The sequence below is a fragment of the Dyadobacter endophyticus genome (assembly GCF_014641595.1).
Classification (GTDB): Bacteria; Bacteroidota; Bacteroidia; order Cytophagales; family Spirosomataceae; genus Dyadobacter; species Dyadobacter endophyticus.
Map to the genome: position 1 here is coordinate 493,729 of NZ_BMIA01000003.1, position 16,258 is coordinate 509,986.

A 16,258-nucleotide genomic window follows, 5' to 3' on the forward strand; every position below is an offset into this window, starting at 1 on the left:
ATTGGGGGAAAAGCAAAAAACGAAGTTGAAACTTCGCCACTTCCGTCGTTCAAACAGCTATTTAACCGTTTAAACTTTTTTACAACCTATATGCAACTTCCTTTTATCCCTTTGTATCTATAAGCCGAAAGATAGACACACACCACTTATATAATATTAGAACCATTTATGTAATCAAAGGTTCTATGTTATACCAAGTACCTATCTTTGCAGTGTACCTAATGGAACAACTCACCCACGGTACACTGAACTTTCAACTATTAGCCATGAAAATCTTAATGAACCTAACTGCAGCGCTGCTGCTGGGCAGTGGATTTGTGCACGCACAAGCTCCCCAGCCTCTTACCGGAAAAGGAAAAGTCACCGGCGCGGTGCTGGATGAAAAGTCGCAACCGTTCCCGTTCGTGAATATCCTCCTGCTGCAAGCCAAAGATTCTTTGCTTGTAAAGGGTATTGCAGCCGATGAGGATGGCAAGTACGCATTCGATCAGGTTGCCGCTGGCAAGTACCTCACGCTAATCTCGATGGTAGGTTATCAAAAAGCTTACAGTGACCCCTTCAATATCAAAGACGCTCCCGTAAACCTTCCTACTGTCACCCTCAAAACCGACATAAAATCGCTGAACGAGGTGACTGTCGTAGCTAAAAAGCCGTTCATCGAACAGGAAATCGACCGGACGGTTGTGAATGTCGAAAACAGCATTGTGTCCGCAGGCGCAACGGCATTGGAAGTGCTCGAACGCGCTCCCGGTGTGACGGTCGATCAGCAGAACGAGCAGCTAAAACTGCGCGGCAAAGAAGGTGTGATTGTTCAGATCGACGGGAAACAGACCTTTTTATCCCAACAAGAGCTCATCACCCTCCTGCGCAACACGCCCAGCGATAATATCGAGAAAATTGAGTTGATCACCAATCCTTCGGCCAAATACGACGCTGCCGGTAACTCGGGGATCATCAACATTAAAATGAAGCGCAACAAGAACTACGGCACCAACGGAAATATCAATCTCGGCGGCGCGTGGGCAAAATATGGCCGTGGGAATGTGAACGGAACGCTTAATCACCGCGCCGGAAAAGTGAGCTCGTTCATTAGCGCAGGCGCATTTTATAACAAAGGATTTAACAACAACGACATCTACCGCACCATCCCATACGAGGGTAAAGTCACCATTTTCGACCAGAAAACGGAGCGTATCAACAGATCGGAATACTATAATGTACGTGCCGGTCTTGACTACTTTGCAACGGACAAAACTACGGTAGGCGTACTGGTTTCCGGGTTCTACAACGATTGGAGCAACCCTTTCGGACAGACCAATACCCGGATCCTGAATGAAGACCTTATCCTTCAGCGCTCATTCCGGACCAACGTTTTCAATGGCGGCAAAATGAATAATATCAGTTCCAACGTGAACCTGAAACACCAGTTCAATGACAAAGGCAAGGAATTGACGTTCGATCTCGACTACGTGCATTATGGCGGTAAAAAGGAGAGCAACCTCGATACCCGTTATTTCAATGCAAACGGCACGCCAGATGATGCCGCCACTGAGATCGTCCGCAACGATATGCCCTCGGACATCAATATCGCCATGGCAAAACTGGATTATACGCAGCCGATCGGCAAAGGCAAGTTTGAAACCGGTTTGAAATCCAGCTTTGTGACTTCGGATAATGACATGGTGTTCGAAACTTTCATCGACAGCTGGAAGCTGGACCCCAGTCGCTCCAACCGGTTCAAATACACCGAAAATGTGAATGCAGCTTATGCGAATTATGCGGGTGCATTTTCCAAAAAGGTCAAATATCAGGTTGGGCTCCGCGCCGAGCATACGCATTCGATCGGTAACTCGGTCACCTTGAACCAGAAACGCGACAGAAATTATGTAAACCTGTTCCCGAGCGTGTTCCTCTCGAATCAGCTGGACACCAACAACGTGATCAACCTTTCATACAGCCGTCGGATCGACCGTCCCAATTACCAGTCGCTGAACCCGTTCGAGTTCTATCTTGACCCGTATACGTTTCAGCGTGGTAACCCGAACCTGAGACCGCAATACACGCATTCGTTCCAGTTGGTACACGTTTACAAAAATGCTTTGAACACGACGCTGGCTTACAGCCGCATTAAAGATATGATCGCGGATGAACTGCCTCAGCAGATCGCTTCGGAGAACAAAACATTTGTAACGTCGGATAACCTTGACAATCAGGACAACATCAGCCTGACCGTCTCTTTCCCGATACCGGTTACTAAATGGTGGCAAGTGCAGGCGAACTTTACGGGTGTTTACAACCATTACAAATCATATTACCTCGAACAACAACTGGAAATCAAGCAGGTATCGTGGAATATGTACGCCAGCAACCAGTTTACGATCGGCAAAGGTTGGTCGGCCGAGCTCTCGGGATGGTATAACAGCCGGCAGTTCTACGGCTTGTACGCAGCCCATCCAATGGGGATGATCAATGCAGGCCTGCAAAAGAATATCCTGAACAAAAAAGGAACGATCCGTTTGAATGTGAACGACATCTTCTGGACTAACCGCTTCAATGGTACCGCGGTTTACAAGGATATCGATTTCAAAGTGCGTTCCGAATGGCCAAGCCGCCAGTTCAGATTGACCTTCACGTATAACTTCGGTAACCAGAATGTGAAGGGTGCCCGCCAGCGCAATACCGGCTCTGATGATTTGCAGAAGCGCGCAGGTGGCAATTAAGAGTGGAATCCCGGCCGAACGAGGCCAGTGTTCATAAATTAGTTAGGTTTGTTATGCAGAAAATCCATCCCGCGATGTGCGGGATGGATTTCTTTTTGCTATAAACCTAAAAAAGGAATGCTTATGCCTGAAGTGCAGCTACACCCGGAAGTACTTTGCCTTCCATGTATTCGAGCAAAGCGCCGCCGCCGGTTGAAACGTAGCTCACGCGGTCGCCGTAGCCTGCATTGTTGATCGCAGAAGCCGAGTCACCACCGCCGATAAGCGAGAATGCGTCGTTTTCTTCTGTTACCGCAACTACCGCCTTAGCGATTGCGTCAGTGCCGATTGCAAAGTTCGGGAACTCAAATACACCCATAGGACCGTTCCAGAGAACAGTTTTCGAGTTTTTGATAATATCCGCGAAAATCTCAATGGTTTTTGGACCAATATCCAAACCTTCCCACTCATCAGGAATACTACCTGCTTCAACTACCTTACGCTCCGCGTCGTTTGAAAATTTGTCGGCGATCACCGTATCCAGAGGCAGGATCAGGTTTACACCTTTTGCTTTCGCCTTCTCCACGAGTTCAAGCGTAAGCTCCTGCTTGTCGGCTTCGAGCAACGACTTGCCGATGCTTCCGCCTTGTGCTTTGGAGAATGTATAGGACATACCGCCGCCTATGATCAGGTTGTCGACCTTATCAAGAAGGCGTTCGATGATCAGGATTTTATCGGAGATTTTCGCTCCACCCATAATAGCGGTAAAAGGTCTTTCTGAATGTTCGAGAAGACGCTCTGCGTTATCCAGCTCTGCTTGCATCACATAACCGCAAACTTTATCGGTGAAGAATTTACCGATCACGGCTGTGGAAGCGTGCGCGCGGTGTGCGGTGCCGAATGCATCCATTACCCACACGTCGCCCAGTTTGGAAAGTTTCTCAGCAAACGCTTCGTTACCCTTTTCTTCTTCTTTATAAAAACGCAGATTTTCGAGCAACAGAACTTCTCCCGGCTGCAATGCAGCGGCAAGCTCCGTTGCACTTTCACCAATGCAATCGTCGGCGAACTTCACTGTCTTTCCGAGGATCAGCGACAATGGGTTTACCAGGTGTTTCAGAGAGTATTTTTCGGTCGGGCCATCCTTGGGGCGACCCAGGTGTGACATTAAAATGACGGAACCGCCGTCATTAAGAATCTTGCTGATTGTCGGAATGGTCGCACGGATACGTGTATCGTCCGTGATCTCAAATTTGTCATTAAGCGGGACGTTAAAATCCACGCGGACCAGGGCTTTTTTCCCTGAAAAATCATAAGAATCTAATGTTGTCATGGGCAGGTAAAATTGTTTTCCATAGGTAGCAAATGTAAACCAATTTCTTAATTATATACTACGCATTTAACAAAACACAGCATCCATCATACGTATAATCCAATTTTTACCTTTCATTTTTCTATAAAAGCTTTAATTAACCAAATATTAATATAACCGTCCTTCACTTGCCGGGTTCAGAACGCCCGTGCCCCTTTTTCCATGAAAAGCATTGATAATTTTAATATCCTGAAAAAGATATTTTTGGTAACTTTATTTCTTCATCAACTAAAAAAGTAACCGTTTTGTCTGCCCAGTTAACCGACCCGTTCGCCGGGGAACAGGTGTTTCCCACGGATTTGCCGCCCAAGTACTATCTCGAATATTTCAATTACGTGCTCGCGTTCGTACGCAAGCGCTACGTGCACATCCTGCATGAGAGTGAGCTGGAATTTCTGGACAATTACGAGTCGCTTTCGGAGGATGCTCAATGCCTCTTCATCCGTTTCAGCAACCGCAGCAAATCGTTCTTCCGTACCAACAGCCTTTCCTATTCCGAAATTGAGGATATGCCTGCCGTGCTTACCGAACTTCAGGAATGCGGCTTCATCGAATCCCTCTGCGAAGCGCATGATGGCCGGTTTGCGGAAGTAATCGATCTTTTTACCAAACCCGAATTGCTGGAAGTTACCCGGCTGCTCCAACCGGAAATAATGCCTTCCAAAAGCATTAAAAAACCCGATCTGGTGCGGTGGTTGTTGTATGAATATGATTTCGCGGTGCTGTGCGAGGTAATCAGTGAAATTGAACCGGTGGTAAAGGTGTCGTTCGAAGCGGAAGTTATGCTGATGAAATTCCTGTTCTTCGGCAACCGCTATGCCGATATGACCGAATTCGTCGTCCGTGACCTGGGCCATGTGCGGTTTCAATCCTTTGACGAACAATACCTTTCTATTCAATTCGATACGCGGAAGGACGCGGATGATACACTAATGGTCTCGCTGATGAAGGAAACTTTCGACGTCATCAAAAACGACCGCCCACCGGAGGAAATCTACGACTGGTTTATGAACTGGCACGTAGCCAGCGGCACCGGCCTGAGTCATAAGGCTTTACCATCGTTCAATACATTCATATTAAAAGTCAGCGCCTGGCTGGAACGCAAGAAAATGCTCTCGCAGGCGCTCACCATCTACCAGCTTACCGGCGACGCCCCCGCCCGCGAGCGGCGCGTGCGATTGCTCTATAACCTGGGAGAGATCGACGAGGCACTGGCATTGTGCGAGGAAATTGCCGAAAGCCCGCAAAACGCCGACGAGCGCTTTTTCAGCCTCGATTTTTATGAGAAGATCAAAAACAAAAAGGCCCGGACCGTCAAAAGGACGACCCAGGCTTTGAAGGCTGCCGAAGCGATTGAAGTACCGATTTCTTTCCGTTTCCGTGTGGAATTCGGGGCGATAACCTATTACCAGGAGCAAGGCTACAATGCGTTTTTCAGCGAAAACGAGCCGTGGCGTGCATTGTTCGGGCTGCTGTTCTGGGATATTATTTATGACACCAATGTCCAGACGATCCATAACCCGCTGCAACGCATTCCGTCGGATTTCTTCCTGCCCGATTTCTATTTCAAACGGTCGGAACAATTGAAGGAACGGCTCGCCGCCGCGCATTCGCGCGAGATCATCGACGAGCTCGTAAGCCAGACATTTGCCGACAAATACGGCATTACCAACGTGCTGGTGCCCTGGTACGAAGGCGCATTGGAGAAGGTATTAACCCTTACCTCGCTCCTAAGCCCCGAAAAGATCCACAAGATCATGCTCGAAATGGCGCTGAACCTCCGCGAAAACACCCGCGGCTTCCCCGATCTGCTAGTCTGGAATGAGGACGACTACGCATTCATCGAAATCAAATCTCCTACCGACCACCTTTCATCGCGGCAGCTGCATTGGCAGCATTTCTTTGCCGAACATGGTGTGCAGAGCCGGATCGTGCGGGTGAACTGGATCAAGGAAAATATCAGTCTAATGTAAACTCGGCCGTCACGGGCAGGTGATCCGAGGCATATTTCTCGTCGATTACCTTCGTGTTGGCACTTTTGAGTTTGCTGCCTTGCTTGTGCATAATGAAATCGATGGTCTTCTTAGGCACTTCAACCGGGATGGTCGGCTTGCAATCGGTGCAGGAGCGTGTGAAATATTTATCAAAATAGGCGATTACCGGGCTTTCTGGGGTCGCATTGAAATCGCCTCCGAGGATCATCGGCAGTTCCGTTTCACGGAAATGCTTCCAAATGGTTTCCGCTTGCAGCATGCGGTTGGGTTCTTTCAGACCCAAATGCGTGCTAGCGAAAATCAGTTTGCGGTTATCAGGCAATTTCACGGTTACCGCGGCTATCGTACGGTCTTCTTCCTTCAATTCCGGGCGGATCGGCAATGCGAATTTCGCCGAATCGACGATCGGAAATCTGGTCAGAACAGCCACGCCGTAATCGCCTCCCTGGTGATCGATCGCTTTGGAAAAATAGAATTTCATGCCTGTGAGCTCGGCCAGTTGCTGCGCCTGGTTCTTGCCTTTTCCGGAACGTTCGGTATTCACATCCACTTCCTGCAATGCCACAAAATCGGGTTTTTCAGCATTGATCACCTTCGCAATAGCTTCCACGTCGATCTTATCGCCGGCCGACGGCGGGTTACAATGGTGGATATTGTAGGTCATTACTTTAAAACGCTGCTTTTTGGCAGGCTGGTCGGGCGACGTACTTGCTACTGCGCTGAATGCTAGGAGCGTGAGTAAAGAAAAGAAGTAATTCTTCATTGGTGGTACAAAGGATTTAGGTCTATAATGTGCCAAAAATAGCTATCATTACACATTCATTAACAATCCCTGCTTCATGAAGCTCCGAAAAATTCTATTCGCCGCGGCTGCGCTGACGGGCCTCGGCGTGGCGCATGCGCAAACCCGGCCCGAGGATGTGAAAGGTTTCACTCTCTCCAACGGCATGAAATTCCTCGTCTTGGAAGACCATTCCATCCCCACCGCCAATATGTACCTTTTTTGGAAGGTAGGCTCGCGCAACGAGGTCCACGGAATTACCGGCCTCTCCCATTTCTTCGAACACATGATGTTCAACGGCTCCAAAAACTACGGCCCGAAGCAGTTCGACCGCGTGATGGAAGCCAACGGCGGCTCCAACAATGCCTACACTTCCGAAAACGTGACGGTCTACACCGACTGGTTTCAGAAAGACGCATTGGAAACGATTTTCAAACTCGAATCGGACCGCATCGGCCACTTGTCCATTGACCCTAAAATGGTGGAAAGCGAGCGCGGCGTAGTCCTTTCTGAGCGCAGTACCGGGCTCGAAAACAGCAACTACAGGCTGCTGGGAGAACTCGTTCAATCCGTGGCGTTCCAGGAGCATCCGTATATGTTCCCGGTGATCGGTTTTGAGTCGGATATCAAAAGCTGGACGCAAGCCGATCTGGAAAATTATTTTAAGACCTACTATTCGCCCAATAATGCGACCGTCGTAGTGGTGGGTGATATTAAATTTGACCAGGTCAAAAAACTAGCCGACCAATATATGGCGCCGCTTCCTGCGCGTGGCCTGCCGCCGAAGATCCGTACCGTGGAGCCGCCTCAGAATGGGGAGCGGCGCGTGACAACTTACAAGGACATTACTACGCCAAATATACTCCTGGCATACCACGTCCCCGAAACCGCCCATGCCGATTACTATGCGCTGGATTTGTTCAGCAGCCTGCTGAGTTCGGGCAACTCTTCGCGGCTCGTGAAATCGCTGGTGATGGACACTACCATCGCTTCCAGTGTGTCCACAGGGCTCGATAACGGCTTCGATCCTACGCTGTTCATTGTTTTTGGCGTGGCCGGTGACAACGTTTCAGCACCGGATCTTGAAAAAGCCATTGAAAAACAGATCGATATGATCATTCAGAATGGCGTGACCGACACCGAATTGCAGAAAGTGAAGAACCAGAAACTGATGGAATTCTACCACACGCTTGAAACCATCAATGGAAAGGCCAACAGTCTCGGGACATACGATGTGTTTTTTGGTGATTATAAAAAGATGTTTGAAGCGCCGGAAAACTACAAAAAGGTCACAGTGGACGACATTAAGCGCGTTGCAACCCAATACTTCACCGAGCGCAACCGCACCGTAGGCTACCTGCTTCCCGAAAAATCGAAATAACAGCCATTCAAATTCAAATTGGAATGAAAAACATATTGATGCTAATGCTCGCCCTCTGCGCATTCGCGGCCAAGGCGCAGAATAATTTCAAAGTACCGCCTTACGAGACTTTCAAACTCAAAAACGGGCTCACCGTTTATCTCATGGAGCAGCACGAGGTGCCGCTGATCAACGTTTCGGCGGTATTCGACGCCGGTTCCATCAACGACGGCGAGCGCTACGGGCTGGCCAGCCTGACAGCCGATGCATTGCTTTTCGGCACGCAGAAATACACCAAGGCGCAGATCGAGGAAATGACCGATTATGTCGGCGCGAGCATTTCCACATACGCTTCAAAAGACAATGCGGGCCTGGCGGCTTCATTTGCCGTGAAAGATCAGGAAAAGCTTTTTGAACTGATCCAGCAAGTGCTCATACACCCGGTTTTCGATGCGACCGAATTTGATAAACACAAACAACGGACTCTGCTCGAACTCGCGCAGGCCAAAGAAAGCCCGCGTTCGGTGATTGGAAATTACTATAATGCATTCCTGTTCAACAACTTCCCCTATGCGACGCCCACAACCGGCAGTAAATCGACCGTTGAAAAAATTGATGTAACAGCGGTGAAAGCATTTTACCAAAGCAACTACACCACCGGAAAAGGCGCCATTTCGATTGTGGGCGACTTCAAAGCGGCGGATATGAAGAAAAAGGTAACCGCATTGTTTGGCGAATGGAAAACCGCGCCTGCAAGAATGGTGAAACGCGTGGCCCCCAATCTGGAATTCGACAAAGCCCGCGTGCTGCTCGTGAACAAGGACGACGCTCGCGAGACTACATTCATGATCGGCGGCAAGGGAATTGATTATAATTCACCGGACTACGTACCCGTTACCGTGATCAACACCATTCTCGGCGGCCGGTTTACTTCCTGGCTGAATGATGCATTGCGGGTCAATTCCGGCCTGACTTACGGCGCTGGCAGCCGTTTTACCCGTTACAAATATGCCGGTACATTTGGTATCAGTACTTTTACAAAAAACTCCACGACCGTTCCGGCGATCGATATGGCGCTAAGCGTGCTTGATAGCCTGCATAAAACCGGCATCAATGAAGAAATCCTCGCATCCGCGAAGGCCTATGTGAAGGGTGATTTCCCGCCGGATTACGAATCGGCGGGTGCATTGGCCCGGTTGCTGACGGATATGTTCACTTACAATTTCGACGAAAGTTTTATCAATACTTTCCAGAGTAAGGTCGACGGGCTGACGGTCGCGCAGGCGAAGAACATTATCGCCACCTATTTTCCGAAGGATAAGCTGCAATTTGTCTTTGTAGGCAAGGCCTCGGAGATTAAGGAACAAGTCAAAAAGTACGGCGAGCTGAGCGAAAAGCAGATCAAGGCCGACGGATTTTAGTATATCAATAACAGGTATTGCTTTAAACAGAGACCGGGTCTCGCTAGACCGGGCTCCCGGGGCCCGGCCCACCGGTAACTTTTTGGCAATACCTATCTAAAACAATCAACGAGATGACAATGAAAAAACTAATCGGTCTGGGCTGCCTGGCTGCTGCATTGCTGACGGGCGAAAGCGACCTTTTTGCACAGGGCAAGCCCGTTTACACCGCTCCGATCGGCTTACAGGCATATACATTCCGCGGCAGCTGGGGCAAAGGCATCGAAGCGACGCTGGATACGATCAAATCGCTCGGCGTTACTGAAATGGAAGGAGGCCCCATCGCTGGCATGACTACCGAAGAGCTCCGCAAGCAGCTCGACAAACGGGGTATTAAAATGAAATCCATTGGAGCGGATTACAAAAAACTGAGCGAAAGCGCCGCACAAACGATCAAGGATGCCAAAATCCTGGGAGCGACCTACGTGATGGTACCCTGGATTCCTCACGAAAAAGGCAATTTCAACCTCGAAACCGCGAAAAAAGCAGTAGCTGATTTCAATAAAGCCGGAAAAGAGCTGAAAGAAGCCGGCATTTCACTTACCTACCACAACCACGGCTACGAGTTCGTGCCCTACGAGGATGGTACGTTATTCGACTACATTGTTAAAAACACCAATCCTGAATACGTAAACTTCGAAATGGACGTTCTCTGGACCGCATTCCCTGGACAAGATCCGGCGAAACTGCTCCTGAAATACCCGACCCGCTGGAAACTGATGCACTTGAAAGACCTGAAAAAAGGCGTGAAAGGCGACCTTTCTGGCGGCACGCCAACCACCAACGACGTAGCATTGGGAACCGGCCAGATCGACATCGCCGCCACTTTGAAAGCGGCGAAGAAAGTCGGCATCAAGCATTACTTCATCGAAGACGAAAGCCCGTCATATTTGAAGCAGATCCCGGTTACGATTGCTTATATTAAGAGTATTAAGGAATAGGGAGGAAAGGGAGGATGGAGGAAAGGGAGGATGGAATTAGTTCTGTCCTCCCTTTTGCATATTCCTTCCTCCCTTCCTCCTTCCTCCCTTTCCTCCTTTCAAAGTTACCAGCCCGGATTCTGCTTCAAAGTCGGTGTGCGCTGCAACTCGTCCTGCATGATCGGGAAGAGATAATGCCTTGGCGTTACGAAAACGCGGCTTTCTACGAAATAGCGCTGCATCCGATATTTTTTACCATCCACTTCGATTTTTCCATTCGGGTCTTCGACGGGCTTCATACCATTGATCATACGTTGCGTCTTCGGATAGGGCCAGTAGCCTTGCGAACGCTGTTCGTTGGTCGAACCGGCACCTTGCCACGCCTGCTCGCGCGCGACTTCTTTTGGCGAGCTGGCTTCCAGGTACAGGCGTGAGGTCCAGATCCGGTTATTTTCATAAAACAACTCCACCCTTCTTTCGCGCTTGATGTACTCGTCCATCAACGCCTTACTGCTCTGTGCTTCTGGTGGAATGGGCGCCATGAATGAGCGCTTTCTTACATCATTCAGCATTTGGTAAATCTCCGCATTGGGCCCCGCCGACTCATTTACCGCTTCCGCATAAATGTAAATAAACTCGGGGAGGCGCCACACCGGCGGACCGCTGATGGCAAAACTCTTATCTCGGTTCCAGGATTCGCGCAGGATTTTGCGCAAGAAATAACCGGTCGTCGAAGAGTTGGAAGCTCCGATCTTGTCCGCACCGGTAGCCGTGTTGATCACCTTTCCTTTGAAAGTAGAACCGTGATACACGATGTCGCGGTAAAAACGCGGGTCTCTTTTCACGCTTTCGTAAGGGTTACCATCGTCGTAACCGTCGGTTTTCGCGCGCGAACTGTAAACCGGGTAGCCAAATCCATTCGCCGCAATGTATTCATATTCATCCACTTGCTCCTGAACCGGCATCTGGCGTGAGCTGCCGCCCCAGCTTGGTGGGTAAATGTCGCCCTGCCAGTTATTATCCTTGTCGCGGGTGACGAAGAAAACAGCTTCGTTCTGGAATGACTGCATGTCGTGGTACAAATCCCAGAGCCGCGCGGGTACTTTGGAATTATTATTGTTCACCCCGGCGTCGTCGCGAAAATCGGCTGCGTCGTGCCCCTGATAGAGGCTGTAACGCTGGCGGCCATCGACCTTGAATTCGATTACCGCCTTAGCCGCTTCTTTGGCTTTCACCCAGCGATCCACATTATAAGTGTATTCGCTGGCAAACTGGCGCGTATCGTTCGGGAATGTACCGCCATTCCACATCGGCGTAGCGGCCATCCAGGAAATCATCGCTTTCAGGCCCAGGCACGCTCCTTTATCCACCCGGCCGAAATCGGCACCGCCCCAGCTGCCCGGCACCAATGCAAATGCGGAATCGCAATCCTGCTTGATTTTGGCGGCAATGGTATGGAAAGACTCCTGCTTGAAATCCATCGGATCGGTGGGCTGGATGGTGTGGGTAATATAAACCACCTCCCCGTACATCCGTGCGGCCAGGTAATGGAAGTAGGCGCGCATGAAGTAGGTCTCACCGAGGCGTTTATCGAGGTCGCCAGCTTGCAGCGGGTTATCCGGTGTCTTGTATTTTCTAACGCCCTCCAAAATCACATTCGCCTTGCGGATGCGGGCATACAAATCCCACCAGTACTGCCCGCGGCTGCTGCGATCGGGCATGGCGTTGGGGTTCCAGTCGCCGGTATTGAACTTGTTGGTAAGGCTTCCTTCCGCTGTCGAGCCTTCCGCCTCGTCCGTTACCGGCGCAGACGAGAAGTGTGAGAAAAAAACCAGTGGACTGTTAGAACCTTTGGCATTGTCGTAAAGGTCCGTTACCAATTGGTTCATTTTGTTATATCGGGTAAAGACCTGCTCGGCATCTACCTGATCGTCGGGTTTGCGGTCGAGGAAATCCTGCTGGCAGCCCGACAACACTACAAGGCCGAATGCGATGCTTGTAAATATTCTTCTGGTATTCATAAAAATCAGGTTAAATCAGAATGAAATGTCGACGCCAAAATTCACTACCTTCTGGATCGGGTACCAGTCGCCCGAGCCCTCGCGGGTTTCGGGGTCCATATCCACGTCTTTGAGCCCGTCCCAGGTAAGCAGGTTCATGCCTTGCACGTAAATGCGGAAGTTGTCGATACCGATCTTTTTGATCGCCGTTTTAGGCAGATTATAGCCTACCTCCACCGTTTTCAGACGGATGTATTTCGAATCATACAAAAACAAGCTGCTGTTATTATTCTTGTTGTTGCTATGATCGCCGAAATGCAATGCGGGATAAGTCGCTGTCGCCGCGGTTTCTGGCGTCCAGCGTTTCAAGTGCATCGGTTTCACTTTACCATATTTATCCTGGCTGAAAAGCGGAAAATCGTACACTGCCGCGCCGGACAGCTGCACCGCCGCTCGCGACGCGCCCTGGAACAATGCGCTGAAATCGAAGTTCCTGAATCGCCCTCCTACCGGCAGACCGAACATCAGCTCCGGGTTGCGCGGGTTGCCCACGGCGGTGCGGTCGCCCAGGTCGTCGATTTTACCATCGCTGTTCAAATCCTTGTAAACCACATCTCCCGGTCGGAGCGTACCGAACGATTGAAACCCGCTGCCGTTGTTCATCGCATTCAGTTGATTCGCCTCTTCCTGGTTCGCTACGAACCGGTCGAAAATGTAATCGAAATGCTCGTCGATGCGCTTGCCGGTGTTAGCCCTTCCTGGTGATGCGTAGGGAATCTCATTCATGAAGATGATTTTGTTGCGGGCAAAAGTCATATTCGGACGAACAAAATAGGTAAAATGCTTACCAATGCTGCCGGTCCACCCGAGTTCGAAATCGAAACCTTTGTTGTTCACGATACCCGAGTTGAGGAACGGTGCGTCCTTACCGACGATGTCGGGAAAACCCAGCTTGTTACCACCGCCCATATTGGTGATAATGTCGTAGCGGTGCTCGCGGAAGAGGTCGAGGGTCAACGTAAGGTGTTTTAGGAATGTAGCGTCGATACCGATATTGGTTTTACGTGCCTTTTCCCAGGTCAGGTTCGGATTCGCCAAGTCACCTTCCGACAGGAAACCGCCCGCGCCCGAGCCGAAATTGTCGGTACCGAAGTTGTAGTCGCCACCGCGTCCGCCAAAATATTGGAGGTAAATAAAACGCTTGTCGTCGGGAATCTTGTCGCTTCCTACTAAACCAAACGAGCCGCGGATTTTCAGATTATTGAGCCAGTTTTGGGTATTGGTCATGAAACGTTCCTTCGTCAGCACCCAACCGGCCGCTACCGACGGGAAGAAACCGTAACGTTTACCTTTGGCGAAGTTCTCCGATCCGTTATACGCCGCATTCACTTCCAGCAAATAGCGGTCGTCGTAGCCGTAAGTAGCCCGGGCCGTAATGCCCTGGTAGCTAAATGGCACCTGGTTGTTGATAACCCGCTTAGACCGGTTGAAAAGTACCATTCCCGTTACATCATGCAGTCCGAAGTTGCGCATATAGTCGAGTTTGGCCTGAAAATAGGCCCGGCTTTCATTGCTGTTGTTGTTATACCCGTTCCCGATCGTCTGGTCGATATTGTACTTGTTCCCCGACTTGTACGCACCCGCATAATGCCCGGGCGTGCGGTAAATGTCGCTTCCAGCCGTCGGTACGAATGTCGCATAACCTGGGTACTCGCGGTAACCTTCCGAGTAAGTGCCCACTTTACGATCGATCCAGCCGCCGTCGTTGGCGTCGTAAGAGAACATTCCTTCAATGGCCAGGCCTTTGGTGATAAAATTCAGCTTATGCCCCAGCGAGAATGACCCATTGAGATAGGTGTTTTTCTCATTCAAAAACCCGGTGCGGCTGAGTTCCCCCAAAATGTTGAAGCGGTAAATCTGGTCGCCGTACAGCATTCCGAGCGGATTGTTGGTCTGGAAAACCCTGTTCGCGGGATCGTCGTTCTGTTCCACAACGATCGGCAGGTACGAAGGCTGCGTGTTTGCCAGCTCCACAATGCGCGCAGCTGTGGTGCCGGGTGCATTGCGGTCGGTAATGCGGGCTCCGAGGTCTAGCTTGGCGTAAAAGTTATCCGTAATGTCGATATCGATGTTCGAACGGAAATTGTAGCGTTTGAAAACTGCCTGCGTATTGTTCGTCGTCAGATCGGTGTGGCGATAATTACCATCCTGCTGGAAGTAGTTGGCCAGGACAAAATACCTGGCCCTCAACGATCCACCGCTAATAGATAAACTGTAATCGTGCTGTACACCCGGCTTGAATGCGTAATCGAAATAATTCCAATTGTAGCCCAGGCCATCGGAGTTATCGCCCTTCGCCTTGCGGAAGTCAGCAATGGCTTGCTCGGAGAACAAGTTCAATGTCGTAGGATCGGCGTCCGGGTTATCGTTTCTTCTTGCTTCGTTATAAAGCATCGCATAATCCGCTGAGCCCAGGTAAGTCGGGAATTTAACCGGCTGGTTAATCCCCACCGATCCCTTGAAATTCACTGTCGCCTTATCCTGTACCTTTCCTCGCCTCGTCGTGATCAGGATTACCCCATTCGCACCACGCACACCATAGGGCGCTGTGGCAGAGGCATCTTTCAAAATCGTAAATGTCTCTATTTCGGAAGGTGCGAGGTAATCCATGCTTCTTTCCAGACCATCGATAATCACAATGGGTGCCTTGTTGCCGTAGGTGGCCGTTCCGCGGATGAAAATGTCGCTCCGGTCCACACCCGGCTCGCCGCCGCTGAACTGATTGGCGAACAAACCCGGCAACCTTCCAGCCAATGCATTGGTAATGCTGGCCGTAGGGCTTTGCTTCAAATCCTCTGTGGTAATGGTCGCGATCGAGCCGGTAATGGTCGCTTTACGTTGCGAACCGTAACCTATAATCACGATCTCTTCCAATCCATTCAAATCTTCTTCCAGCTGAATGCTCAGCGCCGTCTGGGTTCCTACTGTCTGTTCTTTTTTGAGATAACCAATAAAAGAAACCACCAAAACATCGCCCGCCTCTGCTTCCACGGTAAACTTGCCGGTGACATCGGCTGAGGTTCCCTTATCGGTACCTTTCACGATCACCGTCGCACCGGGCAACGGATTGCCTTTCGCATCGGTAATGGTTCCGGTAATTTCGCGGATCACCGTCTCGGGCACTGCCGGCACATTAATTTTCGGCACGGGACCGACCCCGTCGTTCACCTCCTTTTTGTAGATCGCGATTTGCTTACCTATTACCTTATACGTCAGGTCTGTTCCTTTGAACGCGGCATTTAGGATAGCCGGTACAGTTTCGTTTCTCAGGTTGAGATTAATATTGATATCCTGCTTTCCTGAAAAAAGATCATCCCTGTAAAATATATGGTAACTGGTTTGTTCCTGAATTTGCCTGAACAGCGTAGCCAGATTTCCGTTGCGGATTTTGACATCCATCCGGCTTTTCTGGGAATACCCCGTCGCATGCACGCTCATCATCGCGATCCATAACAGCAGCACTGTTAGTTTCATGATTCTCAGCAATTTTGATGGGTGCAATTCTCCCAAAGGGCAATACCCTTTTTGGTCAAATTTTTTCATAAATTTGAATCGACTTTTGTGAATACAATGGTTTAAGGATCACTTGCTTGCCGGCAAGTGTGAAGATTC

9 protein-coding genes are annotated in these 16,258 nt (G+C 50.0%); 5 read left to right on the forward strand and 4 right to left on the reverse strand.

Annotation, left to right across the window (positions count from 1 at the left end; genetic code table 11):
* Positions 1–278 precede the first annotated feature (278 nt).
* Positions 279–2,720 (forward strand): TonB-dependent receptor, encoded by a 2,442-nt coding sequence (locus tag IEY24_RS21785; RefSeq protein ID WP_229222874.1) that lies wholly within the window; start codon positions 279–281, stop codon positions 2,718–2,720.
* Positions 2,721–2,841: 121 nt separating this feature from the next.
* On the opposite strand, the gene IEY24_RS21790 is transcribed toward IEY24_RS21785, so the two are convergent.
* Positions 2,842–4,032 (reverse strand): phosphoglycerate kinase, encoded by a 1,191-nt coding sequence (locus IEY24_RS21790; protein ID WP_188935991.1) that lies wholly within the window; start codon positions 4,030–4,032, stop codon positions 2,842–2,844.
* Between the two features lie 284 nt (positions 4,033–4,316).
* Between IEY24_RS21790 and IEY24_RS21795 the strand changes: the two genes are divergently transcribed.
* Positions 4,317–6,044 carry a VRR-NUC domain-containing protein gene (locus IEY24_RS21795; protein ID WP_188935993.1) on the forward strand — a complete coding sequence of 576 codons (1,728 nt, stop codon included), beginning with the start codon at positions 4,317–4,319 and terminating at the stop codon, positions 6,042–6,044.
* On the opposite strand, the gene IEY24_RS21800 is transcribed toward IEY24_RS21795, so the two are convergent.
* Positions 6,031–6,828: an endonuclease/exonuclease/phosphatase family protein gene (locus IEY24_RS21800; RefSeq protein WP_188935995.1), complete on the reverse strand. Its 798-nt coding sequence runs from the start codon at positions 6,826–6,828 to the stop codon at positions 6,031–6,033. The genes IEY24_RS21795 and IEY24_RS21800 overlap by 14 nt on opposite strands.
* A 76-nt stretch (positions 6,829–6,904) precedes the next feature.
* Between IEY24_RS21800 and IEY24_RS21805 the strand changes: the two genes are divergently transcribed.
* The 3 genes from IEY24_RS21805 (at position 6,905) to IEY24_RS21815 (ending at position 10,607) form a co-directional block, all read left to right on the forward strand.
* Positions 6,905–8,227, forward strand: coding sequence for a M16 family metallopeptidase (locus tag IEY24_RS21805; protein ID WP_188935997.1), 1,323 nt, complete (start codon positions 6,905–6,907; stop codon positions 8,225–8,227).
* Positions 8,228–8,250: 23 nt separating this feature from the next.
* Positions 8,251–9,627, forward strand: a complete 1,377-nt coding sequence (locus IEY24_RS21810) for a M16 family metallopeptidase (protein WP_188935999.1) — start codon at positions 8,251–8,253, stop codon at positions 9,625–9,627.
* 119 nt (positions 9,628–9,746) lie between these two features.
* Positions 9,747–10,607 (forward strand): sugar phosphate isomerase/epimerase family protein, encoded by an 861-nt coding sequence (locus IEY24_RS21815; RefSeq protein WP_188936001.1) that lies wholly within the window; start codon positions 9,747–9,749, stop codon positions 10,605–10,607.
* A gap of 104 nt (positions 10,608–10,711) precedes the next feature.
* On the opposite strand, the gene IEY24_RS21820 is transcribed toward IEY24_RS21815, so the two are convergent.
* Positions 10,712–12,607: a RagB/SusD family nutrient uptake outer membrane protein gene (locus IEY24_RS21820; RefSeq protein ID WP_188936003.1), complete on the reverse strand. Its 1,896-nt coding sequence runs from the start codon at positions 12,605–12,607 to the stop codon at positions 10,712–10,714.
* Between the two features lie 15 nt (positions 12,608–12,622).
* The gene (locus IEY24_RS21825; RefSeq protein ID WP_229222877.1) at positions 12,623–16,120 is read right to left on the reverse strand and encodes a TonB-dependent receptor; all 3,498 of its coding nucleotides are present in this window, start codon (positions 16,118–16,120) and stop codon (positions 12,623–12,625) included.
* Positions 16,121–16,258 lie beyond the last annotated feature (138 nt).

Bases quoted from the DNA above. Each gene is read 5' to 3' on its own strand.
- IEY24_RS21785 (WP_229222874.1), top strand. From the start codon at position 279: ATGAACCTAACTGCAGCGCTGCTGCTGGGCAGTGGATTTGTGCACGCA.
- IEY24_RS21790 (WP_188935991.1), bottom strand. From the start codon at position 4,032: ATGACAACATTAGATTCTTATGATTTTTCAGGGAAAAAAGCCCTGGTC.
- IEY24_RS21800 (WP_188935995.1), bottom strand. From the start codon at position 6,828: ATGAAGAATTACTTCTTTTCTTTACTCACGCTCCTAGCATTCAGCGCA.
- IEY24_RS21805 (WP_188935997.1), top strand. From the start codon at position 6,905: ATGAAGCTCCGAAAAATTCTATTCGCCGCGGCTGCGCTGACGGGCCTC.
- IEY24_RS21810 (WP_188935999.1), top strand. From the start codon at position 8,251: ATGAAAAACATATTGATGCTAATGCTCGCCCTCTGCGCATTCGCGGCC.
- IEY24_RS21815 (WP_188936001.1), top strand. From the start codon at position 9,747: ATGAAAAAACTAATCGGTCTGGGCTGCCTGGCTGCTGCATTGCTGACG.
- IEY24_RS21820 (WP_188936003.1), bottom strand. From the start codon at position 12,607: ATGAATACCAGAAGAATATTTACAAGCATCGCATTCGGCCTTGTAGTG.
- IEY24_RS21825 (WP_229222877.1), bottom strand. From the start codon at position 16,120: ATGAAACTAACAGTGCTGCTGTTATGGATCGCGATGATGAGCGTGCAT.